Annotated in this window: 23 protein-coding genes and 1 pseudogene; 16 read left to right on the top strand and 8 right to left on the bottom strand. The window is 50.6% G+C overall.

The window, feature by feature from the left end:
• The first annotated feature begins 38 nt into the window (after positions 1-38).
• From purD to DW826_RS09095, 4 genes are all read left to right on the top strand, one after another.
• The gene (gene purD, locus DW826_RS09110; RefSeq protein WP_015553537.1) at positions 39-1,316 is read left to right on the top strand and encodes a phosphoribosylamine--glycine ligase; all 1,278 of its coding nucleotides are present in this window, start codon (positions 39-41) and stop codon (positions 1,314-1,316) included.
• 152 nt (positions 1,317-1,468) lie between these two features.
• Positions 1,469-2,689, top strand: a complete 1,221-nt coding sequence (locus DW826_RS09105) for a diaminopropionate ammonia-lyase (RefSeq protein ID WP_117552566.1) — start codon at positions 1,469-1,471, stop codon at positions 2,687-2,689.
• A gap of 160 nt (positions 2,690-2,849) precedes the next feature.
• Positions 2,850-3,638, top strand: coding sequence for a tRNA threonylcarbamoyladenosine dehydratase (locus DW826_RS09100; protein ID WP_015553535.1), 789 nt, complete (start codon positions 2,850-2,852; stop codon positions 3,636-3,638).
• 514 nt (positions 3,639-4,152) lie between these two features.
• Complete coding sequence (locus DW826_RS09095; protein ID WP_117552565.1) at positions 4,153-5,544, top strand: alanine/glycine:cation symporter family protein; 1,392 nt, start codon at positions 4,153-4,155, stop codon at positions 5,542-5,544.
• Positions 5,545-5,716: 172 nt separating this feature from the next.
• On the opposite strand, the gene DW826_RS09090 is transcribed toward DW826_RS09095, so the two are convergent.
• The gene (locus tag DW826_RS09090; protein ID WP_015553525.1) at positions 5,717-6,145 is read right to left on the bottom strand and encodes a hypothetical protein; all 429 of its coding nucleotides are present in this window, start codon (positions 6,143-6,145) and stop codon (positions 5,717-5,719) included.
• Between the two features lie 199 nt (positions 6,146-6,344).
• Between DW826_RS09090 and DW826_RS09085 the strand changes: the two genes are divergently transcribed.
• Positions 6,345-6,608, top strand: coding sequence for a helix-turn-helix transcriptional regulator (locus DW826_RS09085; RefSeq protein ID WP_015553524.1), 264 nt, complete (start codon positions 6,345-6,347; stop codon positions 6,606-6,608).
• On the opposite strand, the gene DW826_RS09080 is transcribed toward DW826_RS09085, so the two are convergent.
• Entirely contained in the window at positions 6,562-6,972 is a 411-nt protein-coding gene (locus tag DW826_RS09080) for a helix-turn-helix transcriptional regulator (RefSeq protein WP_015553523.1), read from the bottom strand. The two genes, DW826_RS09085 and DW826_RS09080, sit on opposite strands and share 47 nt — an antisense overlap.
• A 592-nt stretch (positions 6,973-7,564) precedes the next feature.
• Entirely contained in the window at positions 7,565-8,929 is a 1,365-nt protein-coding gene (locus DW826_RS09075; RefSeq protein WP_117552564.1) for an MATE family efflux transporter, read from the bottom strand.
• Between the two features lie 323 nt (positions 8,930-9,252).
• Between DW826_RS09075 and nudC the strand changes: the two genes are divergently transcribed.
• A complete protein-coding gene (nudC, locus tag DW826_RS09070) occupies positions 9,253-10,137 on the top strand; it encodes an NAD(+) diphosphatase (RefSeq protein ID WP_015553521.1) in 885 nt (294 codons plus the stop codon).
• 353 nt (positions 10,138-10,490) lie between these two features.
• On the opposite strand, the gene DW826_RS09065 is transcribed toward nudC, so the two are convergent.
• Both DW826_RS09065 and DW826_RS09060 read right to left on the bottom strand, forming a co-directional pair.
• Positions 10,491-11,387: a LysR family transcriptional regulator gene (locus DW826_RS09065; protein ID WP_015553520.1), complete on the bottom strand. Its 897-nt coding sequence runs from the start codon at positions 11,385-11,387 to the stop codon at positions 10,491-10,493.
• A 347-nt stretch (positions 11,388-11,734) separates the two neighbouring features.
• Entirely contained in the window at positions 11,735-12,625 is an 891-nt protein-coding gene (locus tag DW826_RS09060) for a DUF4392 domain-containing protein (protein WP_117552563.1), read from the bottom strand.
• A gap of 410 nt (positions 12,626-13,035) precedes the next feature.
• On the opposite strand from DW826_RS09060, the gene DW826_RS09055 reads away from it, so the two are divergent.
• The gene (locus DW826_RS09055; RefSeq protein ID WP_015553518.1) at positions 13,036-13,368 is read left to right on the top strand and encodes a DUF3870 domain-containing protein; all 333 of its coding nucleotides are present in this window, start codon (positions 13,036-13,038) and stop codon (positions 13,366-13,368) included.
• A 269-nt stretch (positions 13,369-13,637) separates the two neighbouring features.
• Entirely contained in the window at positions 13,638-14,537 is a 900-nt protein-coding gene (locus DW826_RS09050; protein WP_117472122.1) for a YitT family protein, read from the top strand.
• Between the two features lie 208 nt (positions 14,538-14,745).
• On the opposite strand, the gene DW826_RS09045 is transcribed toward DW826_RS09050, so the two are convergent.
• The gene (locus DW826_RS09045; protein ID WP_181968035.1) at positions 14,746-15,600 is read right to left on the bottom strand and encodes an ABC transporter permease; all 855 of its coding nucleotides are present in this window, start codon (positions 15,598-15,600) and stop codon (positions 14,746-14,748) included.
• A 148-nt stretch (positions 15,601-15,748) separates the two neighbouring features.
• A pseudogene (locus DW826_RS09040) lies at positions 15,749-16,501 on the bottom strand (ATP-binding cassette domain-containing protein); the annotation flags it as partial.
• A 545-nt stretch (positions 16,502-17,046) separates the two neighbouring features.
• Here DW826_RS09040 and DW826_RS09035 point away from each other — a divergent pair.
• From DW826_RS09035 to DW826_RS09025, 3 genes are read left to right on the top strand one after another with little or no spacing between them, the layout of a single operon-like run.
• The gene (locus DW826_RS09035) at positions 17,047-18,363 is read left to right on the top strand and encodes an efflux RND transporter periplasmic adaptor subunit (RefSeq protein ID WP_242990559.1); all 1,317 of its coding nucleotides are present in this window, start codon (positions 17,047-17,049) and stop codon (positions 18,361-18,363) included.
• 3 nt (positions 18,364-18,366) lie between these two features.
• Positions 18,367-19,191: an ABC transporter ATP-binding protein gene (locus tag DW826_RS09030; protein ID WP_117470698.1), complete on the top strand. Its 825-nt coding sequence runs from the start codon at positions 18,367-18,369 to the stop codon at positions 19,189-19,191.
• Positions 19,185-20,396: an ABC transporter permease gene (locus tag DW826_RS09025; RefSeq protein WP_117552561.1), complete on the top strand. Its 1,212-nt coding sequence runs from the start codon at positions 19,185-19,187 to the stop codon at positions 20,394-20,396. Before DW826_RS09030 ends, DW826_RS09025 begins: the two co-directional genes overlap by 7 nt.
• 132 nt (positions 20,397-20,528) lie before the next feature.
• Here the strand turns inward: DW826_RS09025 and DW826_RS09020 are convergent, their stop codons facing one another.
• Complete coding sequence (locus tag DW826_RS09020) at positions 20,529-21,011, bottom strand: hypothetical protein (RefSeq protein ID WP_181968034.1); 483 nt, start codon at positions 21,009-21,011, stop codon at positions 20,529-20,531.
• A gap of 233 nt (positions 21,012-21,244) precedes the next feature.
• Here DW826_RS09020 and DW826_RS09015 point away from each other — a divergent pair, with 233 nt between their 5' ends.
• The 5 genes from DW826_RS09015 to DW826_RS08995 all read left to right on the top strand — a co-directional run bounded on the left by DW826_RS09015 (position 21,245) and on the right by DW826_RS08995 (position 26,339).
• Positions 21,245-21,904 (top strand): HAD family hydrolase, encoded by a 660-nt coding sequence (locus tag DW826_RS09015; RefSeq protein ID WP_117552559.1) that lies wholly within the window; start codon positions 21,245-21,247, stop codon positions 21,902-21,904.
• Between the two features lie 222 nt (positions 21,905-22,126).
• The gene (locus tag DW826_RS09010; RefSeq protein ID WP_242994071.1) at positions 22,127-23,251 is read left to right on the top strand and encodes a metal ABC transporter substrate-binding protein; all 1,125 of its coding nucleotides are present in this window, start codon (positions 22,127-22,129) and stop codon (positions 23,249-23,251) included.
• Positions 23,248-23,958, top strand: a complete 711-nt coding sequence (locus DW826_RS09005; protein WP_117470694.1) for an ABC transporter ATP-binding protein — start codon at positions 23,248-23,250, stop codon at positions 23,956-23,958. The genes DW826_RS09010 and DW826_RS09005 overlap by 4 nt, the downstream gene beginning before the upstream one ends.
• On the top strand, positions 23,959-24,777 hold the full coding sequence (locus DW826_RS09000) for a metal ABC transporter permease (RefSeq protein ID WP_117552557.1): 819 nt from the start codon (positions 23,959-23,961) through the stop codon (positions 24,775-24,777). It abuts the gene before it with no gap.
• A gap of 305 nt (positions 24,778-25,082) precedes the next feature.
• Positions 25,083-26,339: a CobW family GTP-binding protein gene (locus tag DW826_RS08995; protein WP_117552556.1), complete on the top strand. Its 1,257-nt coding sequence runs from the start codon at positions 25,083-25,085 to the stop codon at positions 26,337-26,339.
• Positions 26,340-26,365: the final 26 nt, after the last annotated feature.

Raw genomic sequence — 26,365 nt, 5'->3', positions numbered from 1 at the left:
ACAGGAACGGCTTCACTGATAAGCAGGAGGAAAAACGGATGAAGGTTTTAATCGTTGGCAGCGGCGGAAGAGAGCATGCGATCGCATGGAAGGTCGCACAGAGCAAGAAGGTCGATAAGATCTACTGTGCACCGGGCAATGCAGGTATTTCTGAAGTAGCGGAGTGCGTGCCGATCGGTGCCATGGAATTTGATAAATTAGTTGCTTTCGCGAAAGAAAAAGAGATCGATCTTACCGTGATCGGTATGGATGATCCGCTTGTAGGCGGAATCGTTGATGTCTTCGAGAAAGAGGGACTCCGTGTATTCGGACCGAGAAAGAACGCGGCGATCCTCGAGGGTTCCAAGGCATTCTCCAAGGACCTTATGAAGAAGTACAATATCCCGACAGCGGCTTATGAGACATTTACAGACCCGGAAAAGGCGCTGGAGTATCTTGAGACCGCAAAGATGCCGATCGTACTGAAGGCAGACGGTCTTGCGCTTGGAAAGGGCGTTCTGATCTGCCAGACATTGGAAGAGGCAAAAGAGGGCGTTAAGACCCTGATGATGGATAAGAAGTTCGGCTCCGCGGGTGATGAGATCGTCATCGAGGAGTTTATGACAGGCCGTGAGGTATCCGTACTGTCCTTCGTGGACGGAAATATCGTGAAGATCATGAGCTCCGCCCAGGATCACAAGCGTGCGAAGGACGGCGACCAGGGCTTAAATACCGGCGGTATGGGCAACTTCTCTCCGAGCCCGTTCTACACGAAGGAAGTCGACGAGTTCTGTAAGAAATATATCTACCAGCCGACCGTTGACGCCATGAAGGCAGAGGGAAGACCGTTCAAGGGAGTTATCTTCTTCGGTCTCATGCTGACCCCGGACGGACCGAAGGTCCTGGAGTACAATGCGAGATTCGGTGACCCGGAGGCACAGGTCGTTCTCCCGAGGCTGGAAAACGATATCGTGGACGTCTTCGAGGCATGTATCGACGGAACGCTCGATCAGGTCGACTTAAAGTTCGACAATGACCGCGCGACAGTATGTGTGATCTTAGCGTCCGACGGCTACCCGGTAGAGTATAAAAAAGGATTCCCGATCGAGGGACTTGAGAAGTTCAAGGGAAAAGACGATTACTATGTCTTCCACTCTGGCACAAAATTCAACGAAAACGGCCAGATCGTCACCAACGGCGGTCGTGTCCTCGGCGTGACCGCCACAGGAAAAGATCTGAAGGAAGCCAGAAAGAAAGCTTATGAGGCGACGGAATGGATCTCTTTTGAGAATAAGTACATGAGACATGATATTGGTAAGGCGATCGAAGAGGCGTAAGCCGATTGTGATGTGTGAAAAAGTATAGGAGGAAGACCTTTTGTGGAGAGATTCGTGAAGGGTCTTCCTTTTTAATATCCGGATTTTTACTGCGAATTTATGGCACGTATGTTATAATTTTATAATTGAAAGATCGTGGAAAGGGGATTCTTATGGCAAAGAAATTAGAAGAGGAATACGGAACAAAAGTTTTGATGAATGTACCGGAAGTGGATCAGGTGGATCTTTCGGCGTTTTCTGAGGGAAAGGCGAAGGAGACGAGGAGATTTCATGAGAGTATTCCGGCGTATAACCGGACACCTATGGTGCAACTGCGGGGGCTTGGCGGCAAGCTTGGTGTAAAAGGAATCTTTGTGAAGAACGAGGCGGAGCGGTTCGGGATGAAGGCGTTTAAGGGACTGGGCGGAACGTATGCGATGTTTCGGATCCTGTGCCGGGAGCTGGGGCTTGATCCAGGAAAGGTGGATTTTTCGGAATTTCAGAAAGCGGATGTGCGGGAAAAGACTGCGAAGTACACGTTTGTGACGGCGACGGATGGAAACCACGGAAAGGGCGTTTCCTGGGCTTCCGGGCTCTTTGGGGCACATGCTTACGTCTATATGCCGAAAGGCACCGTAAAGGCCCGTGAGGAGGCTGTACGGCAGGCTGGTCCGGCGGAGGTGACAGTCACAGACTGGAATTACGATGATACGGTAAAATACGCGAAGAAGATGAGTGAGGAGCACGGGTGGTTCCTGATCCAGGATACTTCCTGGGACGGATATGAGGAGATCCCAGGCTGGATTATGGACGGGTATCTTACCATGGCGTCGGAGGCGGCGGAGCAGACCGAGGCAGCGGGAGAGATTCCGACCCATGTGTTTTTGCAGGCAGGCGTCGGCTCCATGGCGGGGGCTGTCGCAGGATATCTTGTAAACCATTACGGGGAGAAAGCACCGAAGATCATGATCGTGGAGCCGGACGTGGCGGATTGTATTTTTAGATCCGGGGAAGCAGGGGAACTTTGCTCGGTGGACGGAGCGCCGGAGACCATCATGGCGGGATTAAACTGCGGAACACCGTGTAAATCTATCTGGCCGGTGTTAAAATCGGTTCCTGCGGCTTACATCACCTGTAAAGACTATGCGGCTGCCCATGCCATGCGGGCATACGCAAAGCCGGCGGGGTATGACCCGGTGATCGTATCCGGCGAATCCGGGGCATCGACTATGGGAGCTGTACTGATGCTGTTGGAACGCCCGGAACTTGAGGCTGCGAGAAAGGCGCTGGGACTGGGAGCGGATTCCGTGATCCTGCTGATCAACACGGAAGGTGATACGGATCCTGTGTCCTATCGGAATATTGTGGAGTGCGGGGCGTATCCGTTGCCGTAAGTCTAACAACAAAGTGATTGAGGGTACTGTACACGTGCAATGTCAGTAACTGATCGAGTGGTGAAATCGCGAAATAATGAAGCACTCTCTTTACACATATCAAACTAGTGGGTATAATGGTATCTGGTCAATTGAAGTACAGACAGGATTGGAGTTAGATATGTTAAATCAGTTCTCAAGGACACAGCTCCTTTTAGGAGCAGAAAATATGGACCGTCTCGCGAAGGCAAAGGTGGCGATCTTTGGTATCGGCGGAGTCGGCGGATATGTGGCTGAAGCGCTGGCGAGGAGCGGAGTCGGCTCTTTTGTGCTGGTGGATGACGATAAGGTCTGCCTCACGAACATCAACCGCCAGATCATCGCGACGAGAAAGACCATCGGACAGTACAAGGCGGAGGTCATGCGTGACCGGATCCTGGAAATCAACCCGGACGCCCAGGTGGAGGTTAGAAAGTGCTTTTACCTTCCGGAAAACGCCGACGAATTTGATTTCACGGAGTATTCCTATGTGGTGGATGCTGTGGACACCGTGACAGCAAAGCTTGAGATCATCATGAGAGCCATCAGCTGCGAGATTCCGGTCATCAGCAGCATGGGGGCAGGAAACAAGCTGGACCCGACACAGTTCCATGTGGCAGATATCTATAAGACCAGCATGTGTCCGCTTGCGAAGGTCATGCGCCGCGAGTTAAAGAAGCGCGGAGTGAAGAAATTAAAGGTGGTTTATTCCACAGAGCCGCCGGTAGAGCAGCAGGAAGACATGAGCATCAGCTGCCGGAAAAACTGTATCTGCCCGCCGGGCGCAAAGCATAAATGCACCGAGCGCCGCGCAATTCCTGGAAGTATCGCGTTTGTTCCGTCCGTTGCGGGACTGATCCTGGCGGGGGAGGTCGTGAAGGATCTCTGTGTGATGCCGCCGAAGAAAGCGGAGCAGCAGGAGAACGCGTAGTTTTCTTTGGGGCAGCATGAATTTAAACTGCATTTAGAAAGATGAAAAAGGATACCAAAGAGGTGTCCTTTTTTATTTACGCGAGCAACGAGCCAAAGTCCATGATTGAATGAGACCTTGGAGACTGCCGCAATAACTTGAGAAGCTCGCAAAGCGTGCTCCTCATAGTTTATACGGACAAGAAGATAAAGTTCAGACTCGCATGAGCATCAGAGTGGCTGGGTACCAGCGTCGTTTGTTCAGGGGACCGAAACAGAGGGGGATCAGTCGCGATAACCTGAGGGGCTTAAAATAGCTGCGTATTTTTTACCTCATAATATAACTGATAATTCATTCCCACATACGAGCTATTCATAAGGATTATTTGACAGCACACATTATAAACGTGTATAATAAAAACTTGTACATGCCAATTTAACAGACTGGCGCGTTTTAGTATTGAAGCTTGAAAAGTACGCTTTGGGGGAGCGGGTGCCTGTCTGTCATGTTATATCGAAAAGGAGAAAATTTACTTATGGTAACAGCAGTTATCGAAGCGGTGTACCGCTTCTTATGGGGAGACCTGTTTACGATTCCGCTGGGGAACGGAAATGGGATCGGGATTCCGCTTCTTGTTTTGCTTTTAATTCCAACGGGAGTCTATTTTACGCTTCGGACAAGATTTCTTCCGGTCCGCCTGTTTCCGGACATGATCCGGGCTTTGAACGGAAAGAAACAGGAGGAAGGCGGCCTGTCACCGATCCAGACTTTGTTTGTGTCCACAGCGACCCGAGTAGGAATGGGAAACCTCGTGGGAGTCGTTGCGGCGATCTCGGCAGGCGGTGCCGGTGCTGTGTTCTGGATGTGGTTATCGGCAGCGATTGGGGCCTCCACAGCGTTTGTGGAGGCGGCTTTAGCGCAGCTTTATAAGGAAAAGGACCCGCTCTACAGCGGTTACCACGGTGGTCCGGCTTACTATATCCACAGCTATGCGGAGCGGGTGAGAAAGAAAAAACTGAAACGCTCCGTGATCGCGGTCCTGTTTGCGCTGTCTGGCCTGATCTGCTGGGGTGGAATCAGCCAGGTCATCAGCAACTCTGTGGCGTCGGCATTTGAGAATGCCTTCGGAATTTCGCCGCTCGTGACGACGGTAGTCCTCGTCGTGATCTCTGCGGTGATCGTTATGAGAAAGAACGCTACAGTCCGCGCCCTTGATGTGATCGTTCCGATCATGGCGGGCTGCTATTTTGTGATCACCCTGTTTATCATCGCGACCCATTTGAGCAGCGTTCCTGGCGTGTTTGCGAGGATCTTTGCGGAAGCCTTCGGACTCCGCCAGATCGCGGCGGGCGGCTTTGGCGCGGTGCTCATGAACGGCGTGAAGCGCGGCCTGTTCTCCAATGAGGCTGGTTCCGGTTCCGCACCATGCGCGGCGGCTGCGGCGGATGAGAGCGATCCGGTAAAGGTCGGTCTCGTGCAGGCGCTTGGCGTATTTATCGACACCATCGTGATCTGCAGCTGCACGGCGATGATCATGCTGCTCGTCCCGGAAGAACTGACGACGGGGCTTGCGGGAATGGATCTTTTACAGAAAGTCATGAGCTACTATATGGGGGACATTGGCGTAATATTTATCGCTGTAACACTGGCGCTATTCAGCTTTTCCACGTTCCTGGGAATCCTGTTCTACGCGAGATCCAATGTGGCGTACCTGTTCGGAAACCGTTGGATTTATCAGACACTCTACAAGATCTTTGCTTTGATCATGCTGTTCGTCGGCGGACTGCAGGCGTACACGGTGGTGTGGGATCTCGGAGACGTGGGCGTTGGTCTTATGACGGTGTTTAACCTGATAGTGCTGTTTCCGCTGTCAGGGGAGGCACTGCGGGCGCTGAAGGAGTATGAGGAGAAAAAGACAAATAAGTAAGAAATAAAGTAACTGTTCTGCAGGTCTGCGCACTTGCCGCGTTGACCGTATGAGACACAGGGAGAAGGCGCTGAACAGTTACAAAATAAAGAAAAAAGATCTGTCAGGATACCGAAGATAGTTTCGTACGGTATGCTGGCGGATCTTTTTTATGGACTTTTCCTGGGAAAAACTAACCGCGGATTCTTGCATGGACTCCGGAAGTGAGATCCGGATGGCGCAGACCGCAGATCCGCTTTTCGGTTCCGCCGCCGATAAATACACGCTTCCAGACGTCCTGGTTTAATTCATCATCGTGGACATACACTTCGATATCGCTCATCGTCGGAAGAGGATCGCCGCCGAGCGTAAAGTTTCCGGCCGCATCCTGGAGCAGAATTCCTTCCTTCACGATATCCTTCTGCATGTAGGAAGAGACGAACTGCGCGGAGGAGAGATGGGTGACAAGTTCTAACATCAGGTCTATTTTCAAGCTGTCCTCAGCGGACATTTTCGTCTTATTCAGTGCGTCCGTGAGCTGTGATTCATATTTTCCGAGAAAACTGCTGCACGCAGATTCCAGCTCGGAGAGATCCTGTTTTAATTCTTTTGTGATTTCCATAAATAAATCCTCCTTTGAAAAGTTGTATATTTAAGAGATCTGCTCCTGTGGTGCGGCAGCAGGATCATATTATTTTGGTTTGATAATGCATACCAATAAAATCTTCTTGTGACATCCAGTGAATGTCATGACTGTTTCAATAATAACATATATTGTTTGGAGTGACAATTAGTGAATGCCAAACAAGGAGTGTTATTATATGTACAAAAACAAGTCAATATCCGGCAGGAACAATATCTGCGGGATCAAGATCCGTGAACTTCGCAGCAGGATGAACGATGTTTCACAGAAACGACTGGCGGATATGCTTCAGCTTCTCGGTCTGGACCTTGATAAGAACGCGATCCAGAGGATTGAGAGCGGAAAGAGGTTTGTGACCGATATTGAACTGAGATACTTCGCAAAAGTCTTAAATGTCAGTTATGAGGAGCTTTTGAGTGAGGACACTCCTGAGGCAGATTAAAGATTCCTGAGTAACAGGTTCCCGCGAAGGTATCTGCCCGTGCCACATGCCGCCTTTTTACGGAAAAGTCATCTTTGTCCTGGACCAGATAGGCAATCTCGTAAGGAAGGCTGTCATCGAAGATACGGTGGTAAGCGACACTTCCGTCCTCATGGACCAGAAGCCTTTCCAACGGAACCTTGAACAGCTCACCGAGGACCAGCATATTCGGAAGAGAGGGGAGCGATTCCCCGCGAAGCCACTTATAGATCGACTGGGGACTGTCCAGTTCCAGTGCATCCTGGAGATCGCGGACTGTCATCTTTCTTTTTAACATTTCATCCCGGATCTTTTTTCCGGTCAGCGTTTTCGATAATTCTTTCATACATCATCCTCCAAATTTCCAATCAGGGCAGACTGATGTCAGCTGTCAGCCATTAAAAAATGTTTCTGACAGCGGGTAATGTTAAGTATTCTTGTAACTGTTCAGTAGGTCTGCGCACTTGCTGCGCTGACCGTAAGAAAACATAGGCTGGAAGGCAAAAATCCCATCAGCGAAGCTGATCTGGAATGGATTTTTGCACGTAGCTATGAAGGTACTGAATAGTTACGTATTCATTAATTTTCATAGGGAAACGGACGACGGATCCTTGTCGCCGGTATATGAGACTTAGAACCTCTGTTTTGTAAGTAGCTATATCATACTATAAAATTCGCGGTTTGTCTTGAACTAAAAGGTTAAAATCACATATTTTTTGAAAAAATTTTATAAGAAAATGCTGACGGACAGAAATGCAGATCATCGGAGAATGCGAAAAGACGAGGAATGATTTTGAACTTCGGAAAAGAGGTAATAACAAAAAGGCATGTAAACTTAAGTCTGGCAAAGCCGTTTCATACACGGAAATAACCGGGAGAAACGACCTGTCAGGACGTAAGCTTACATGTCTGAAAAATTCGATTCTTTAATTAAAAAACTATTTTCCCTGCTGTGCTTTCAACGGAATGATCTCCTTACGGTACACATGGACAAGGCACACACCGCTGAAGATGATCGCGAAAGCTTCGGCGATCGGGAAGGCAAACCACACGGTGTGAAGACCACCGATCCTTGCGAAGATAAATGCCACCGGCAGAAGAACGACAAGCTGACGGAACACGGAGATCCATAAACTCAGCATTCCATGTCCAAGTGCCTGGAACAGGGAAGTACAGACGATGGAGCAGCCCGCAAACAGGAAGCTGATGGAGATGATCCGGAGTGCCGGAATGCCGATGGAGAGCATCGTATCGGAGGCGCTGAAGATCATTAAAAGCTTATCCGGCATGAGCTGGAAGACAGCGAAGCCGCACAGCATGATCGTTGTAGCGTACACAGCGGCCAGCTTTATGGTTCCCATAATTCGGTCCGGTTTTCCGGCACCGTAGTTGTAGGCGATGATCGGAACGGTTCCGTTGTTTAAACCGAAGACCGGCATGAACACGAAGCTCTGGAGCTTGAAGTAGACACCGAATACAGCTGTCGCCGTGGAAGAAAAGGCGATAAGGATCTTGTTGATTCCAAAGGTCATGATACTTCCGATGGATGCCATGATGATGGACGGAACGCCCACCGCGTAAATGTGGCGGATGATCTCACCGTTGGGCTTAAAGCTCCTGAGGGAGATCGTGATCTCGTGGTTTTTCGTCTTATTTAAGTAAAAACCGAGGCCGAAGGCGATGATCTGTCCGAAAACAGTGGCGCCTGCGGCACCGGCGATCCCGAGAGCCGGAGCTCCAAAGTAACCGAAGATCAGGATCGGATCCAGGACGATATTGATGATGGCGCCGAGGCCCTGGGTGTACATGGAGTAGATCGTCTTTCCGGTGGACTGCAGGAGACGCTCGCAGGCGATCTCCGTGAAGAGACCGAAGGAAGCGATCGTGCAGATTCTTAAATAGGTAGTTCCGAGATCCACGATCTCCTCGATATCGGTCTGGAGGCGGAAGAACTGTCTCGCAAAGAAGAGACCGAAGATCGCGAATACGATGTAGCTCATAGCCGCCAGGTACAGCGCGTGGTCCGCGATCCTGTTGGCGCGATCAAAGTTCTTTTCGCCGAGATTTCTTGAGAGAGCAGCATTGACACCGACGCCGGTTCCGGTCGCCACGGCGATCATCAGGTTCTGCGCCGGGAACGCCAGGGATACGGCGGTCAGGGCATTCTCGCTTAACTGCGCGACAAACATACTGTCTACAATGTTATAGAGTGCCTGGACGAGCATCGAGATCATCATTGGTACGGACATGGAGATCAGAAGCCGGTTTAGCGGCATGACGCCCATTTTGTTTTCTGTTGCCATTTGGGTAACTCCTTTCGTAAAACATAGATAACCGTGAAGAAATTTCACGGTTACAAATAAACATACATTCTCCCTTTGTGAAGGGACACTGAATGGCATTATAAGGCAAATGAACATGTTCGTCAACCGAAACAGGGAAACATATGGCGAAGTTTCTTTGAGGGACTGTGCAGAGCGGAAGGTTTTGATGGATTGACAAAAATGAATGCCCGTCGTATCATGGAAATGATGTGAAAATTTTAAGGTTTCGCCGGGCCGGCAGCAGAAACTGAGAGGTGCTGCGGGGAGGCAGAAACTTATGTCAACGAATAAGGAGTATAGGAATGATCCAGGATATCAACCCGCATAAATTTGACCTGACCTACGGACAGCCGAAGGCGCAGGATGAGGACTTTGTCCTTTATATAAAGAAGAGTAAGACACTTTTAAGAAAAGTGGACGAGGAAAATCACAAGATTCCGAAGTTTTCTGATTTCCCGGAGGACAAAGAGCTGCTGAAAGAAAGCGCGTATTATCTGTTCGCCATCGATGGAAATCATTATTACTATGTGACGGAGATGCCGAGATATGATTCCGATGTCTATGAACTCTGTTCGACAGCGGCGTACAGAAAGATGCATCCGATGTATCAGGCTTTCGCGGGAATCACGGCGACACAGATTCATCGCTTTAAAGAGAGCAGAAAGTACTGCGGATGCTGTGGTCATCTGATGGAGAACAGCAAGACTGAGCGTGCGTTAGTGTGCCCGGAGTGCGGACAGACGGAGTATCCGAAGATCTCTCCGGCTGTCATCGTTGCAATCTCCGACGGGGACAGACTTTTAATGTCCAGATACCGCGTGAACAACAACCCGTACCGCGGATACGCGCTGATCGCCGGTTTCGTGGAGATCGGGGAGAGCTTTGAGGAGACGATCCACCGTGAGGTCATGGAGGAGGTCGGACTGAAGGTCAAGAACATCCGCTATTATAAGAGCCAGCCATGGGCATTCTCTGACACGGAGATGATCGGATTTTTTGCGGAGTTAGACGGACCGGATAAGATCAAGCTTCAGGAAGATGAGCTCTCTGAGGCGGGATGGTACCACCGCGACGAGATCCCGGATGAGACGATGATGAACAGCATCGGAAGTGAGCTTAAGATGGTGTTTAAGTATGGAAGTCTTGAGAAGTTTTATGAAGTGACTGGGTATAAGGACCAGAATTAGGGATTTGGTTTGTAAAAACGCGTGCGGAGACTGCGCCTGGAGGAGTGGTTGAGCGTACATAAGAAAAATGAGAGTAACTGTTCAGTAGGTCTGCGCACTTGCTGCGCTGACCGTAAGAAAACCTAGGCTAAAAGGCAAAAATCCATCGGCGTAGCCGATTTGGAATGGATTTTTGCATGTAACTGTGAAGGTACTGAACAGTTACAAATGAGAAACTAAAAAGAGCCGGGAACTGGATTTTGTAATTGATCGGAATTCAGTTCCCGGCTCTTTTTTTGCGGGCGATTCGTATTTATATTGTTTGTTTGCCGATTCTGGGAAGATCGGTATTAAAAATGCCCGCGATTGTCAGATCATGCTTTGTGGAATGTCCGGGAGAATTCCATGAATTCTCTCAGGGTATCCGGCATATCCTGAGGATGGCAGCAGAAGCCGATGACGCGTTTCGGGATCGGGATATCCAACGGGATCTCAATGAGTGTACCGTTTTTCAAGTCATCCTCGACGAAATCTTTGATGACGCAGCCGATTCCGAGTCCGATCCGGGAGAATTCGATGAGGAGTTCCATGTCGGTGGTCTCCAGGATCTGGTTGATCTCGATCTGATTGTCAGCCAGGTAGGCGTCCACATGTTTCCGGCTCATATTGGAGCGGTTTAAGAGCATGATATTTCCGGTTTTAAAAATATCGGTGTCATTGCCTTCTCTCAGATGGAGGTTTTCCAGATAGGCCGGAGTACAGACGAATGCATCGCTGATTTCCATTACCGGTTGGAAGTGGAGGCCTTTTTTGCTTTTTGGCTCCGCCACGAGTCCGATATCGATCTTTCTGGCATCCAGCATGTCGAGGGTCTGGTAGGTGGACTGGCTCTCGATGGCGATGTTTACGTGCGGGTATTTTCCGATGAATCCTTTTAAGTAGGGGAGAAGGACGTATTTGCACAGGGTGTTGCTGACACCGATCTTCAAGTTCCCGATATGGAAATCATGGATCCGCTTCAGTTCGCGTTCGCCGCGGCCGATGGAGTCGAAGGCGGTGTTCACATGCTGGAAGAGGATCGCGCCTTCTCTTGTTAGTTGGACGCCGCGGGAGTTTCGGCTAAAGAGTTTGATGCCGAGGCTTTCTTCAAGTTTGCTGATGGCTTTGCTGATGGCAGGCTGGCTGATGTAGAGTTCTTTGGCGGCGCGGGAGATGTTGCCGCAACGGGCTACTTCGTAGAAGATTTTGTATTGTGACAGGTGCTGTTCCATAAAAATACTGCCGTCCGGGTGGGACCGCAGGAGTATAACCCCCTTTCATATGTGGTATTCGTATTATTTATGTCTATTATATAGAATGGGGGTGGGGGATGTCAATATGAAATGTGCGGGGGATGTGGCTAAAGGGTACGCGCTGGCCTGGGTCCGGCTCCGGGTACTCGGGATTTCGGGGGCGGTTCCTCCAACGAATTCTCCTGCGCACTAAGAGGAAACCATGCCCCCGAAATCAGGCACCCAGATCCGGACCCAGGCCAGCGCTGAGATTGGCTGCGCGAGGGTGGCCAGCCGAGTGTATTGGCGGGATCGCAGGCGCTGCGCTGTGCGATATGGAGATTACTTTATGCAATTGCACATATGTCCAGTTCTTTCTTTAAGATGTCGTTAACAGAATCCAGGATTCCGAGATGCGTCTCGAGATCCAGGCGGTCGACGGTCATTTCGTTCTTTTTGGTGCAGCCGTCTACGCTGCCGGCGGCTACGGCGAGGCGGAGAGACTCGGTCTCTTCCTCGCGGGTCGGGAGGAGATTTTTTTCAGCGAAGAGGGAGCAGAGGGCGGCGATACCTATTCCCCACCAGTTGGAGACGCCGCTGGCGAGGGTGATGTCGGCGGATTCGGCGGTGCAGATCGTTCCACCGAAGGGAACGAAATGTTCGATCACGTCGCGGTAGGTGCCCATGCCCATCTCGTTGCCGCCGTCGCCGATGGAGATGGTGGTGGCTCCGGATTTTTTTGCTTCGGAGAGAAAGAGGGCGGAGTCAGTGATCATGTCATCGAGGACTTCGCCGCGCATGCTGTGGTAGTGGCCGTTGGCGGCTTTACCAGGGCGTTCTAAGGAGATGAGGTGAGTTGGGGCGAAGGTTTTGATGCAATTTCGGATGAAGTCGCCGGTGTCTGTTTTAGGGAGCATCATGAGTTTTGCTTTTGGAGCGCGGTAGCAGACAACGTCGCTTACAATGGAAAAGGCGGGCTCATCGGTGATCACGAGGACGGAGGCGCCGAGAGCGGTCAGGGCTGCTGCAATATCAGCGGTGCCTAAGGGGCCGTCGGTTTCACCAACATAAGAGCCGTTGCTGAGTCGGACCGGAAAGCCGGTTAAGAGAATGACACGGCGGGCGTCCGCGAGCGTGTTTAAGGTTTCCTGGATCGGATTGTCCGGGAGTGCTTTTAAGAGCCCGCGGTTTCCGAAATCCTGTTTCATAATGGTATCCAGATCTTTAAAAAATGTCATGGTATTTATCCTCCAAATATGTTTGATGAGGGGAAAACTTTTTTCGCGGCCGTGTGTATGAAAAAGCCGATATGGATCGTTTTTCGGATTTCAGGCAACAAAAAAAGCCACTGATCCCCTGTTGGAAGATTCATGGCTCTTATTTACGGAGGGAACATCCGGGCAGGAGTCCCGATAAATAAAAGAATCTGTTTTCGTTGTCTCTAGTCTAGTGGAAATGCATAGAAAAGTCAATGGAAAACGAATATATTTTGTGATATACTATGTAACGGGCGAAAAAGTAAAACAAGCGGCACCGCAGATGACATTTGTTTTTCTTGCGCTGTCAGCAAAGGTTTCGTCTGCGTGAGCGGGCAGGTCGGTTACTATGAGCAATTTCTTATATCGGGGAACAAAAAGGGGTATATTATATGGAAAACAAAAACACGATCCTTGTGGTCGGCCAGGCAAAGCCGAGCAAAGAGGATGCGATCTACAATCTCCACGGGGAGTTTTATATCAGTCTGATCGTGGAGCGGGATACGGGGAAGATCCTGGAACTGGACTGCAATACGATCCTTGAGGTGACGAAGCAGTTCGTGGCATCCATGTTTGTGGGGAAGAGCCTGAGGACAGACGTTCCGCTGATCGAGAAGGAGATCAGGGAGCGCTATTTTGCTTTGACGCAGAAGCCATTGATCGCGTGCATGAAGGATGCGTGCAACCGGTACCTCACGGCGATCGGGGAAAACCGCGGAAAATAATTGTACAGATGCGGAAACAAGAGAATAGAATTTTTAACATTATTAAGCCGGAGTTCTCCTCCGGTTGTTTTTTTCTCGTTTTTCAAGAGACCGATTGACAATCAAAAAAATCATGATAAAGTTAGGAAGGTCGTTTTTCTAATACCCCATACAAAACGGCAAAGAATCTGAAAACAATGGACCGATTCGGGAAAATACACCATTTGATTTGTCAAATACAACAATACCGGATCGCAGCACCAAGAGTATGAAAAAGGAGTACCCCACTTATGAGTTCCTGGAATGATGTTACCAAAAAGGTACGTGAAATACGGAAAAATTTTGTTGTCCGCTGTGCGATTTCCTTCGTGGCAGTTTTGGCATCTGCCCTTCTGCAGTCTTATGTAATTCTGGCCTTTATCCGTCCGGCAGGCCTTCTGTCCAGCGGCTTTACGGGACTTGCGATTTTGATCGACCGAATCGCTGAACTGTATGGATTTACCGTCTCGACATCTTTGGCGCTCGTTGTTTTAAACCTGCCTGTTGCCCTGATGTGCTGCCGCAGCATCAACGTGAAATTCACGGTGTTTTCGCTGCTGCAGGTATTTTTTGCAAGCTTTTTCTTAAAAGTCTGCCACTATACTCCGCTATTTGAGGATCTGACCCTGAATGTGATCTTCGGCGGTGTGCTTTACGGACTGTCCGTTGTCCTTTCCTTAAAAGGAAACGCATCCACAGGTGGTACCGACTTTATTGCCCTCTATGTTTCCAATAAGACCGGAAAGTCCATTTGGAACTATGTGTTCATGGGAAATGTGTGTATCCTTGTAATTTTTGGACACATGTTCGGTTGGGAGTATGCAGGATATTCCATCCTGTTCCAGTTCATCTCCACAAAGATGATCTCCACCTTCCATCACCGCTATGACCGCGTGACCTTACAGATCACCACTGAGAAAGCGGAAGAGGTCATGAAGGCGTATGTCAGCAAGTATCACCACGGTATTTCCTGCGTGGACGCCATCGGCGGCTACAGCCACAAAAAGATGTACCTGCTCCACACCGTAATTTCTTCCTATGAGATCAACGATATCGTCCAGCTGATCCAGGAAGTAGATGAAAACGTGATCATAAACGTATTCAAAACAGAAGACTTCTACGGCGGATTCTACAGAGAGTCCTTGGACTAGCTTAAAATCAAAAAATATTCCCCAGAAGACATGCCCCGGTATATGGGCGGTGTTTTCTGGGGATTTTTGTTTGTGAGACTATTTCTTCCAGTCACTGATGAGAGCGGTGCATGATGTTGGTAAAAAAATTTGTTTAGAAAGATTTTATGGATTAACGGATTGTCATACATCCGAAAAACCTACCGATACCAGAAGCTGTGGATGGATTCTACCGCCTACACCTCCTCTCCAGCACTGCCACCGCCTGATACAGGATTGCGGACAGAATACAGAGGATCACGATGGACATGATCACGAGATCCAGCTTGAAGACCTGGCTGCCGTAGATGATGAGGAAGCCAAGGCCTGCCTGGGCGGAGAGAAACTCGCCGATGATGACGCCGACGAGGCAGAGACCGATGTTGACCTTCATGTTGCTGATGATAAGTGGAACAGAGCCGGGCAGCAGGACCTTTGTGAGGACATCCTTCTGTTTTCCTCCCAGCGTGTAGATCAGACGGATCTGGTCAGGATCCATGGAGAGAAAGCCGTTGTAGAGCGTTAAAATCGAGCCAAATACCGCCACAGAGACCGCCGCCGTGATGATCGTCTTCATGTTGTTGCCCAGCCATACGATGAGCAGCGGCGCGAGAGCGGACTTCGGCAGACTGTTCAATATGACAAGGTACGGTTCCAGAATCTTTGCCAGCCGCCTGCTGGACCAGAGCGCCACCGCGCCGAAGATCCCGATCCATGTCACAAGAAAAAAGCTCAAAAGCGTCTCCAAAACCGTGACTCCCGTGTGGTAAAAGATCGTCCGGTCTGCCGCCATGGAAAGAAAACAGGAGAGCACCCGGGACGGGGAACTGAAAATAAAATCGTTCAGGATCCCGATCCGGGCGCTGATCTCCCAGGAAAAAAGAAACAGGACCAGAAATAAGATCCTGCAGATGAAGATCTGCCTCCGGATCCGCCGCTCCTGCTCCAGATACCGGCACTGGGCCGGGGAGACCGCAAGATCCGCTGCCGGGATCACAGCCCGGTGCCTGCGCAGGATAAAAGAAGCGATACTATGAAATCTCATCCGGCTCACCTCCCACATTGACAGCGGTCATAAGTCCGTTTCTGGCTGCCGGTGCATTCTCATCACCGGATTCAGTTCCATTGATAATATCTGTATCTCCAGATCCGGCCCCATCGACAGTTGACGTATCATCACCATTCCCGTTCCCAAGAATCTTCCACAATTCATTAAAATAAGAAGAAAACTCCGGATAATTCCGCCGCTTCAAAGGACTCATTTCATGGTTCGGAAACCGAATCACAAGCTCCCCCTTGATCGTCCCCGGTCTGTTCGTCAGCACCAGGATCCGGTCCGCTGTGCTTACCGCCTCCGAAAGATCATGGGTGATCAGGATCGCCGTTTTCTTTCTGCTGCGGATGATCGAACTGATATCATCACAGACCGAAAGCCTCGTCTGATAATCCAGAGCAGAAAACGGCTCATCAAGAAGCAGAAGATCCGGCTCCAAAGCAAGAGTCCGGATCAAAGCAGCCCGCTGCCGCATCCCCCCGGAAAGCTCCGACGGATGCGCATCGTAAAAATACTGAAGTCCGTAAGAATCCAGAAGCTCCTTCACCCGGCTCAAATGCTTTGAATCACACTTCCTCCGCACCTCAAGCCCCAGTGAAACATTCGAAAGGATCGTCCGCCACTCAAACAAATGATCCCTCTGCAGCATGTACCCGATCCCCGAAGTCCCCTTCCCGACAGAAACCCCGTCAAAAAGAATCTCCCCCCGCTCAGGGGCCAAAAGCCCGGCAAGCAGAGAAAGCAACGTAGACTTCCCACACCCGGACGGCCCGACAATACAAAGAAACTCGCCGGAATTCACATGAAACGATATATCAGAAAGGGCCTTCGTCTCTCCCTCCATGGTATGGTAGGAATAATCCACCCCTCTAACTTCCAATTTCGGAGTCATGGATACCTCACTCAAACGTACTTACTATAAAATATGTAAAAACCTCTCATCCGTGAGCCAACCGTCAAAACAACAGCACAGTACACAACTATTATGCAGCACTGCTTATTCCTTTCTCGTCCCTCAGCACAGCCACATCCTCAACGCACAGCGCAGCGCCTGCGCTCCCGCCAGTACACAGCACAGACCAGCTTTCAGATCCGGGCGATTGATTTTCGGGGCATGGCTTTCTCTTGGCTCGCAGAAGAATGCGTTGGAGGAGCGTGGACACTTGTTTGAGCGTAGCGAGTTGTGTCCACGCTTCTCCGCCTTTAGCATTCTCCTGCAAGCCTAGAGGAACCGCCCCGAAAATCCTCTGAGCCCGAATCTGAAAGCTGGTCTGTGCGTACCCCCCGCCAATTCACCTCTCCCCCAAAAACCGTAAGAAAATCGCAAGAAAACCGCCAGATAAAAGACCCAAGAAAGAAACATTTCCCTGCTATACTAAATTCCAGTGTTAAAATAATCACATTTAACATAGAAAACCTCGGAAGGAACACATGAGTATGAGCAGTGAAGAAAAAATCTCACCAGAAGAATTCGACAAAGAACTAGACTCCCTACTGGCCGGAACCACAGAAAAGAAACCAAAAAACCCAAAGAGAAAAAAGATCATAATCGCCGCCGCCATTGCCATCCTCGGAATCACCGGCATCAAACTCCTGTCCGGCGGAAAAGACATGGTCCCCGTTGTGGACACTGTGACTCCAACCCGCAAAACCATCCAAAACCGCCTCACAGTCACCGGTCCCATCTCCGGAACCGACAGCGTAGACGTCGTCTCAAACCTCCACGCTGAGATCCTCGAAATTCCCGTAAAAGAAGGCGACAAAGTCACAAAAGGCCAGCCCCTGGCAGTCCTCGACGATTCCGACGTAAAAAAAGAAGCCGACATCGCCAAAAACGACTACGACCTCGCCGTGACCACCTGCGCCGAAAAAGATAAAGAAGCAAGAAACGGCTACGCCAAAGCCATCCAGGACCTGAACACCGCTCAGGCCAACTACGACCGCACAAAAGCCCTCTTTGATGGCGGCAGCGTCCCCAAAGTTGATCTTGAGACAGCGGAAAACGGTCTCCACGACGCAGAACGGGAATGCGACTCCTACACAATAAAAAACGGATCCGCCGTCGCCGATGACTCCTACCGCCTCCAGATCGAAAAAGCAAAATTCGACTACGAAAAAGCCGTAGAGCAGTTAGATAATACGATATTAAAAGCCCCTATCGACGGCACCGTCGTCCGCGTCAACACAAAAGTAGGCCGCTTTGCCGACAAAATGGAAAACGACGCCCCGCTCTTCGTGATCGAAAACCTCGATAACCTGGAACTCGAGATCAAAGTCAGCGAGTACACCATCGGAAAAGTCGCCGTCGGCCAGGAAGCCGAGATCTCCGCGGACATCTTAAACGGTGAGACCGTCCACGGCGAAGTCATCTCGATCTCCCCGACCGGCGAAGAAAAAGGCGGCGGTTCCAGCGAGCGCGTCATCCCCACAAAGATCCGCGTCACAGATCAGGACACAAAACTGATCGCTGGAATCACCGCCCGCGCGTCCATTGTCCTGGAAGAATCCGAGAACGCCCTGACAGTCCCAGTCTCCGCCGTGATGGAAAAAGACGGAACGAACTACGTCCAGGAGATCAGTGACGGAACCGTATCCTGGGTTCCGGTGGACATCGGTGTGGAAGGCGATGTGGAGATGGAGATCATCCCGGTGGAAGGGAGCTCCCTGGATGAAAACTCCGTCCTGATTGCGGAGCCGGGAGAGCAGTACACAGATGGAATGGCAGTCACATCATCCGGAAAACAGGGGGAATAAACAATGTTTGAAAAACTGACAAGATCCCGCTACATGACGGAAAACGTGACAGACGAGCTGATCCGCCTGGAAAACCTCGTAAAGATCTACGACACAGGCGCGATCCGGGTCATGGGACTAAAGAAAATCAACCTGACGATCCACCGCGGCGAGTTCGTTGCGATCATGGGACACTCCGGATCGGGAAAATCCACCCTGATGAACATTTTAGGCTGCCTGGACCGCCCGACACTGGGTCACTATTACCTCGACGGGATCGACACGGCGGCCCTGTCCCCGGACGAACTCTCCGCGGTGCGGAATAAAAAGATCGGCTTCGTGTTCCAATCCTTCAACCTGATCTCCAGGACATCGGCGTTAAAAAATGTGGAGCTCCCGATGACCTACGCGAGGATCCCGAAAAGGAAAAGGACGGAGCGGGCCATGGAACTGTTGGAGTGCGTGGGGCTGGAAAAACGCGCCGGACACATGCCCAATGAGATGTCCGGCGGACAGAGACAGCGTGTTGCCATTGCGAGAGCGCTGGCGAACGAGCCGCCGCTGATCCTGGCGGATGAACCGACGGGAAATCTCGATACAGCCGCGTCCATCGAGATCATGGAGATCTTCTCGGAACTCCACAAAGCGGGAGCCACAGTGATCGTTGTCACCCACGAGGAAAATATCGCCGCCTTTACGGACCGGATCATCCACTTCTCAGATGGTCAGATCATCAAAGATGAGATCAACGAAAACCCGACAAAAGGAAGCGGTAAAGTCCACATGAAAGGTCTCTACAGACACTTCCAGAAAACAGCCGGAACAGAGAGTGGGGTGGTCGGATGCTAGGCGAAAATATGATCATGGCCTTCCATGCAATCATGGCGAACAAGATGCGCTCACTCCTGACCATGCTGGGCATTATCATCGGAATCGGTTCTGTCATATCCATCGTTTCCATCGGCGATACGATGCGCGGACTGTTCGCGGACCTCTATAAGGACGCGGGGGCCACCCAGGCGGTGGTATCCATCGGATACAATGTGGAGGATGTGCGGGACAGCGATTACTTTACCCTGGATGAACTTGATAAGATCAAGGAGATCTTTGGGGATGAGATATCCTATATCGACAGTTACGCCAGCGTAAATTCAGAAGTCCTTGCAGGACGGACAAACATGAAATTTGACTTCCAGGGGATCGACTGGAATTTTAGCGATGTCCAGCCGGTGACCATGATTTCCGGACGTTATTTAAACGAAGGAGATATCCTTGGACGAAAGAAAAATGTGGTGATAGAGGAGGAGAGTGCCAGAAAACTTTTCGGAACGGAAAACGCGGTGGGAAAGACCTTCCGGACCACCGTCTACGGGGATACAGACATGTATACGGTAGTCGGTGTCTACAAAAAAGAGATGAGCGCCTTCCAGAAGCTTTTGTCCGGAGGTTCCGGCGATACGGGATCCGCGTATATCCCGTATACACTGCTCACATGGCCGAATGACCAGTTCTATTACTGTCGTCTGTACGCGAAAGAGGGAACGGACATGGTAAATTTCATGTCAAGGCTGACGATGTATCTCGGGAAAATTAAGAATAGAAACGCGGAAGATTTCTATACGAATACGGTGGCAAATGAGATGGGATCCATCGACAGCCTCATGGGCGGACTTTCCATGGCTGTGGGCGGGATCGCTGCGATCTCTCTCCTCGTGGGCGGCATCGGGATCATGAACATCATGCTGGTGTCCGTCACGGAGAGGACCCGCGAGATCGGTATCAGAAAGGCGCTCGGTGCAAGGACCCGGGATGTCCTGATCCAGTTCCTGACAGAGTCCGCGATACTGTCCGCTCTGGGCGGAATCATCGGCGTTCTTCTCGCTGTGAGTCTCGTGACGGCAGGCGGCGCGGCGCTTGGACTCCCTGTTGTGATCAAACCTGGGATCATCCTTCTTGCGGTATCCTTTTCGGCCGTAGTCGGCATCTTCTTTGGGATTTACCCGGCGTCGAAAGCCGCAAAGGCGGATCCGATCGATGCTCTGAGATATGAATAAAGAGGAACTGCCGATCAATGGGACATATGCAAGAAACGTATTATTGGAACGGATGCTATATGGACCGGCAAAAAATCCCCGCAGGATGCGGAAAAACGATCCTGCGGGGATTTTTAAAATTTATGCCAGTGACTATTCTACAAGCGCACCATTCACGTCAACGGTGTATCCGTCCGGAGTCTCACAGTTTACCATGAGAGTGCCCTTGAAGCCATCACCTTCCTCGTGGAAGTAGTACCACTTGCCGCTGATCTCGTGCCAGCCGGTGAAGAGAGCACCGGTCTCAAGATCCATGTAGTACCAGTTGCCGTCATCCTTTACCCATCCGGTCTGCATGATATTGTCATGACCGAAATAGTACCAGGTTCCATCGATCTCCAGCCAGTAATCGGTAGCTTCGAGACCTTCCGCAAAGTGATATTTGTAGGTACCGTCAGAAAGCTTCTCCCAGGCACCGCCTGCCGGGGACTTTAAACCGCGGCGGCGTCCGCCGTTTGTGCTGCGTTTGTATGTGCCGGATACAACAGTTCCATCTATTGTATCAGCAGCCTGAGCTGTGATCATGGTTCCGAGAGCCAGTGTTGCAGCGAGAGCTGCGATGCAAAATTTTTTCATAAACGTACCTCCTGGGATTTCGTCTTTTGGTACAAAAATGCACATAAAATATATGTAGATTTGTCCTTTTCATATAGATATATCCTAATATGGAAACTGGAAAGAGTCAATGGGATTTAAAGGAAATTTTCGGAGCCCTATATATGCGCAGAAAGGTATTGTCATTTTTTTTTTAGTGTGATAAAATGAGTGGCACAGTTTTTGATTCGTTTTTGCTTTATATGGAGGCAGATATGAAATATAAGTGTCTGATCTTTGATCTGGATGGAACGCTGGTAAACTCGATCCATGCGCTGACATACTGTACGAACCTTTCACTGGAGAAGTTTGGGCTCGGTCCTTTGACAGAGGAACAGATGATGACCATCGTCGGCGATGGATATAAAATGCAGATGAAACGTTCCCTCGCGGCCTGCGGGGATACGGATGAGGCGCACTACGAGGCGATCCTCCCTGTATATATGGAGATATTCGGAAAATACTGTAACTATGAGATGCATCCTTACGATGGAATCGTGGAGCTCACCTCGAAGGCGAAAGAGCTGGGTTTAAAGATTGCTGTTGTATCCAACAAGCCTGATGCCCAAGCGAAGAAGACCGTAGAATATGTATTCGGCGCGGGATATTTTGACACGGTGATCGGGGAGCAGGAGGGCGTTCCGAAGAAGCCGGACCCGTCGGGAGCGTTGAAGGCGGCGAAGATCTGTGGCGCGGACCCGTCAGAGTGCCTGTATTTTGGAGATACGAATACGGACATGAAGACTGGAAAGAACGCGGAGATGACGACGGTGGGAGTTCTCTGGGGATTCAGGGGCCGTGAGGAGCTTGCGGCATTCCAGCCGGAATTTCTGCTTGAGAAACCGCTTGATATCTTAACGGAGATTGAAAAGTAGCTGTTTGGCAGACCTGTGCAGATGCGGCATGACTTATCAATGTGCCATAAAAAGGTGACAGCAGTAAGCGGATTTATTTATATATAGTGATGACTGCAGGAAAAACTGCGCAGGAAACAAAGAGCTGCTATTAAAAATAAAAGACAGTAACATGAAAATTCGGACCTTGCGTAAACTATGCTTAAAACAGCAGCCCGCGCGTTAGATACCGGAGGAAATGGATTGAAGGATTTTAGAAAAACAAGACGAAAACGGATAGAAGCATGGCTCACCGCAGCGATGTTTCTTTTTGGTACCCTGACAGGCTGTGGCTCTGTTAGTGACACACACGGAGATGTGGGAACTCCGAATGATGGAAAGCTGAAAGTTGTAACGACCCTGTTCCCGTACTACGATTTCACGAGACAGATCGCGGGGGATGCCGTAGATCTTTCCATGGTGATCCCGGCGGGACAGGACAGCCATTCCTTTGAGCCGACACCGGCAGATATCCGCCTGATCCAGAACGCGGACCTTCTGATCTGCAACGGTGGTGCCATGGAGCAGTGGGTGAGCCAGGTTGTGGCATCCCTGGATTCGGAGAGCTTAAAGGTCATCACGATGATGGACTATGTGGATACCGTGGAGGAAGAGATCGTGGAAGGCATGGAGGACGCAGGTGAGGAACATCACCACAGCCATGCGTCGGCAGACGATACCCATGATGACCACGACCATGATGAGGCGGTCCATGCTGATGACGATGATCATGATCACGATGCGGAAGATCATGATCATACGGATGATGAGCACGATGATGACGCGGACTACGAGATCGAATACGACGAGCACATATGGACCTCTCCGGTGAATGCCATGAAGATCACCCAGGTGATCACGGACACGCTTCAGGAGATGGACCCGGCAGACGCGGACATTTTTGCGGCAAATGCAGAGGATTATCTCGGGAAACTTGAGAATCTCGACCAGGAATTCCGCGATGTGGTAAACGGCGCGGACTTAGACCTCATTGTCATGGCGGACAAGTTTCCGCTCCGCTATTTTGCGGACACTTACGGACTCCGGTACAGGGCTGCGTTTTCCGGCTGTGCCTCCGACACTGAGCCAAGCGCAAAGACCATCGCATACCTGATCGACAAGGTGCGGGAGGAACAGATTCCGGCGGTCTATTACCTGGAACTCTCCAGCCACCGGGTGGCGGAGATCATCAGCGAGGAGACCGGTGCGAAGCCGCTGTTATTTCACTCCTGTCATAACGTGACGAGAAGAGAGTTTGATAACGGCGTCACCTATCTGGAACTGATGGAACAGAATGTTGTCAATTTACGGGAAGGACTTTATCGATGAACCAGCCATTATTAAAATGTGAACATGTGGATTTTGGATATGAAAATTATGACGTGGTGAAGGACGTATCCATGGAGATCAATCCTGGGGACTATCTCTGCATCGTTGGCGAGAACGGATCCGGAAAGAGCACCCTGATGAAAGGACTCTTAGGACTCATAAAGCCCACCGGCGGTGTCCTGACGCTGGCGGACGAGTTGAGACGGTCCGGAATCGGATATCTCCCGCAGCAGACCCCGGCCCAGAAGGATTTCCCTGCGACGGTACAGGAGGTCGTGATCTCCGGCTGCCTTGGAAAGCGTGGAAACCGACCGTTTTACTCGATGGAAGAGCGGAAGCTTGCGGCAGTCAATATGGAAAAGCTCGGAATCACGGATCTCAAAAAGAGCTGCTACCGGGATCTCTCCGGCGGACAGAAACAGCGTACCCTGATCGCGAGGGCCCTCTGCGCTACGGATAAGCTCCTGATCCTGGACGAGCCGATCACGGGACTTGACCCGGCATCCACCCAGGATTTCTATGCGGTGATCCGCCATCTAAACAGGGACGAGAAGGTGGCTGTCCTCATGGTCTCCCACGATATCGGAAATATCGTGACCCAGGCCAACAAGATCTTACAGTTGAAACAGACGGTCCAGTTTTACGGGACCGTGGATGAGTATAAGAAATCGGAATTCGGAAGAGAATTCCTCGGAGGTGAGAACTAAATGGGACTTTTACAGGAAATGTTTTCCTATCCGTTTCTCGTGCGGGCGATGATCGGCGGTATCTGTATCTCGCTCTGCGCATCGCTCCTGGGAGTCAGCCTTGTGCTGAAACGGTATTCAATGATCGGCGACGGACTGTCCCATGTTTCCTTTGGGGCACTCTCTATCGCGGTGGCCTTTAACTGGGCGCCTCTCGCGGTATCGATCCCGGTGGTGGCAGCGGCGGCGGTCCTGCTTCTTCGGATCACGGGAAACGGAAAGATCAAGAGTGACGCGGCGATCGCGATGATTTCCGCAGGATCTCTCGCCATCGGTATCATCGTCACATCCCTGACGACGGGAATGACGACGGATGTCAGCAGCTATATGTTCGGAAGTATTTTAGCAATGAGCCGCGAGGACATGTGCTTAAGCGTAGTCCTGTCCCTGGTGGTCCTCGGCATGTTTGTGATCTGCTACAACAAGGTCTTTGCCGTGACCTTCGATGAGAGCTTCGCGAAGGCGACGGGTGTGCGGGTCTCCGCCTATAACCTTCTGATCGCGGTCCTGACTGCCATTACGATCGTTCTCGGTATGAGAATGATGGGTGCCATGCTGATCTCGAGCCTTGTGATCTTCCCGGCACTGACATCCATGCGGGTATTTAAGAGTTTCCTCGGCGTTGTGGTATCCTCGGGCGTTGTGTCTGTGGTGTGCTTCTTTATCGGGCTCATTCTTTCCTATGTATATTCAATTCCGGCGGGAGCCAGCGTTGTTGTGGTGAACCTGGCGATGTTCGGGGGGTTCAGTGTCGTTCAGATGGTGAAGCAGTCGAGATAGGGGAGAAACAGCAGGATGCCAGCAGATACGTAATCGCAAGCGCTCAATGAGGCTGGATTTTGCCAGATCCTGAAGACTGTACAAGAAAACAATATTATATGAGAAAATTTCTCGTATTTCTGCCGCTTTCCAGACATCCGCTGGAAGCGGCAGTACTTGACTTTGTTAGAAAATGTGTTAAAGTTAGTAATTGGTAATGAAAAATGAAAGTGCGGCAGTGGATCTGGTCTGTATACAGTATAAAATTAAGGCGGACAGATAAAAATACAGGAATGCCGCGCGGATGGCAAGAAAGAGGTGTCATTATGACAAAAATTGATATTATCTCCGGTTTCCTCGGAGCCGGAAAAACAACATTTATAAAGAAGCTTCTGAAAGAAGCAATTGCGGGCGAGAAAGTAGTCCTGATCGAGAATGAATTTGGTGAGATCGGTATCGACGGCGGCTTCTTAAAGGATTCCGGCATCGAGATCCGTGAGATGAACTCCGGATGCATCTGCTGTTCCTTAGTCGGTGATTTCGGACGTTCCTTAAATGAAGTCCTTACAAAGTATACACCGGACCGTGTAATTATCGAGCCGTCAGGTGTCGGCAAGCTTTCCGACGTCATGAAGGCAGTCTGCGACGTTGCGGGCGAGATCGACGTTGTATTAAACGGTTCCGTGACAGTCGTTGACGCTCAGAAGTGTAAGATGTACATGAAGAACTTTGGTGAGTTCTTCAACAACCAGATCGAGAGCGCAGGAACGATCGTGTTAAGCCGTACCGATGTCGCTGACGCAGACAAGGTCGCTCAGTGTGTAGAGATGATCCGCGAGAAGAACCCGAAGGCAGCTATCGTTACAACTCCGATCGACAAGCTCACAGGCGAGCAGCTTCTTGAGATCATTGAGCAGCCGACAGATGATATGGCTGAGAAGCTCCTTGAGGAGGTAAAAGAGGGCCATCACCATCATCATGACGATGACGACGAGGAGTGCTGCTGTGGCCACCACCATCACCACCACGATGACGATGATGACGACGAAGATGAGCATGAGCACCATCATCACCACCATGACGATGACGAAGAGTGTGAGTGCGGCCACCACCATCACCACCACGATGACGATGATGACGACGAAGATGAGCATGAGCACCATCATCACCACCATGGCGATGACGAAGAGTGCGGATGCGGCCATCACCATCACCACGATGATGACGATGATGAGCACGAGCATCACCATCACCATGACGGCGAGTGTGGATGCGGCCACCACCATCACCACCACGATCATGACGCCGACGAGGTATTCACAAGCTGGGGTCTTGAGACAAACCGTACCATCACAAAGGAGAAACTCGAGTCCCTGTTACAGGAACTCGCACATTCCGAGAAGTACGGCCAGGTTCTCCGCGCAAAGGGAATGCTGCCGGATGCGGACGGAACATGGTACTACTTCGATCTTGTTCCGGAAGAGACCGAGATCCGCACAGGCGCTCCGATCTACACAGGAAAAGTGTGCGTGATCGGTTCCAACCTGAAGGAAGACGAGTTAAAGGCTGCGTTTGAGGCTTAATGAACGTATTCTGCCAGGGTCAGGCT

Origin of the sequence: Clostridium sp. AM34-11AC, from assembly GCF_003435375.1 — a bacterium.
In the GTDB taxonomy this organism is placed as follows: domain Bacteria; phylum Bacillota; class Clostridia; order Lachnospirales; family Lachnospiraceae; genus Pilosibacter; species Pilosibacter fragilis.
This window is presented reverse-complemented; position numbering and strand designations above follow the sequence as displayed.

What these genes read in the sequence shown, in the direction of transcription:
- purD (WP_015553537.1), top strand. Translation starts at nt 39, where the DNA reads ATGAAGGTTTTAATCGTTGGCAGCGGCGGAAGAGAGCATGCGATCGCA.
- DW826_RS09105 (WP_117552566.1), top strand. Translation starts at nt 1,469, where the DNA reads ATGGCAAAGAAATTAGAAGAGGAATACGGAACAAAAGTTTTGATGAAT.
- DW826_RS09100 (WP_015553535.1), top strand. Translation starts at nt 2,850, where the DNA reads ATGTTAAATCAGTTCTCAAGGACACAGCTCCTTTTAGGAGCAGAAAAT.
- DW826_RS09095 (WP_117552565.1), top strand. Translation starts at nt 4,153, where the DNA reads ATGGTAACAGCAGTTATCGAAGCGGTGTACCGCTTCTTATGGGGAGAC.
- DW826_RS09090 (WP_015553525.1), bottom strand. Translation starts at nt 6,145, where the DNA reads ATGGAAATCACAAAAGAATTAAAACAGGATCTCTCCGAGCTGGAATCT.
- DW826_RS09085 (WP_015553524.1), top strand. Translation starts at nt 6,345, where the DNA reads ATGTACAAAAACAAGTCAATATCCGGCAGGAACAATATCTGCGGGATC.
- DW826_RS09080 (WP_015553523.1), bottom strand. Translation starts at nt 6,972, where the DNA reads ATGAAAGAATTATCGAAAACGCTGACCGGAAAAAAGATCCGGGATGAA.
- DW826_RS09075 (WP_117552564.1), bottom strand. Translation starts at nt 8,929, where the DNA reads ATGGCAACAGAAAACAAAATGGGCGTCATGCCGCTAAACCGGCTTCTG.
- nudC (WP_015553521.1), top strand. Translation starts at nt 9,253, where the DNA reads ATGATCCAGGATATCAACCCGCATAAATTTGACCTGACCTACGGACAG.
- DW826_RS09065 (WP_015553520.1), bottom strand. Translation starts at nt 11,387, where the DNA reads ATGGAACAGCACCTGTCACAATACAAAATCTTCTACGAAGTAGCCCGT.
- DW826_RS09060 (WP_117552563.1), bottom strand. Translation starts at nt 12,625, where the DNA reads ATGACATTTTTTAAAGATCTGGATACCATTATGAAACAGGATTTCGGA.
- DW826_RS09055 (WP_015553518.1), top strand. Translation starts at nt 13,036, where the DNA reads ATGGAAAACAAAAACACGATCCTTGTGGTCGGCCAGGCAAAGCCGAGC.
- DW826_RS09050 (WP_117472122.1), top strand. Translation starts at nt 13,638, where the DNA reads ATGAGTTCCTGGAATGATGTTACCAAAAAGGTACGTGAAATACGGAAA.
- DW826_RS09045 (WP_181968035.1), bottom strand. Translation starts at nt 15,600, where the DNA reads ATGAGATTTCATAGTATCGCTTCTTTTATCCTGCGCAGGCACCGGGCT.
- DW826_RS09035 (WP_242990559.1), top strand. Translation starts at nt 17,047, where the DNA reads ATGAGCAGTGAAGAAAAAATCTCACCAGAAGAATTCGACAAAGAACTA.
- DW826_RS09030 (WP_117470698.1), top strand. Translation starts at nt 18,367, where the DNA reads ATGTTTGAAAAACTGACAAGATCCCGCTACATGACGGAAAACGTGACA.
- DW826_RS09025 (WP_117552561.1), top strand. Translation starts at nt 19,185, where the DNA reads ATGCTAGGCGAAAATATGATCATGGCCTTCCATGCAATCATGGCGAAC.
- DW826_RS09020 (WP_181968034.1), bottom strand. Translation starts at nt 21,011, where the DNA reads ATGAAAAAATTTTGCATCGCAGCTCTCGCTGCAACACTGGCTCTCGGA.
- DW826_RS09015 (WP_117552559.1), top strand. Translation starts at nt 21,245, where the DNA reads ATGAAATATAAGTGTCTGATCTTTGATCTGGATGGAACGCTGGTAAAC.
- DW826_RS09005 (WP_117470694.1), top strand. Translation starts at nt 23,248, where the DNA reads ATGAACCAGCCATTATTAAAATGTGAACATGTGGATTTTGGATATGAA.
- DW826_RS09000 (WP_117552557.1), top strand. Translation starts at nt 23,959, where the DNA reads ATGGGACTTTTACAGGAAATGTTTTCCTATCCGTTTCTCGTGCGGGCG.
- DW826_RS08995 (WP_117552556.1), top strand. Translation starts at nt 25,083, where the DNA reads ATGACAAAAATTGATATTATCTCCGGTTTCCTCGGAGCCGGAAAAACA.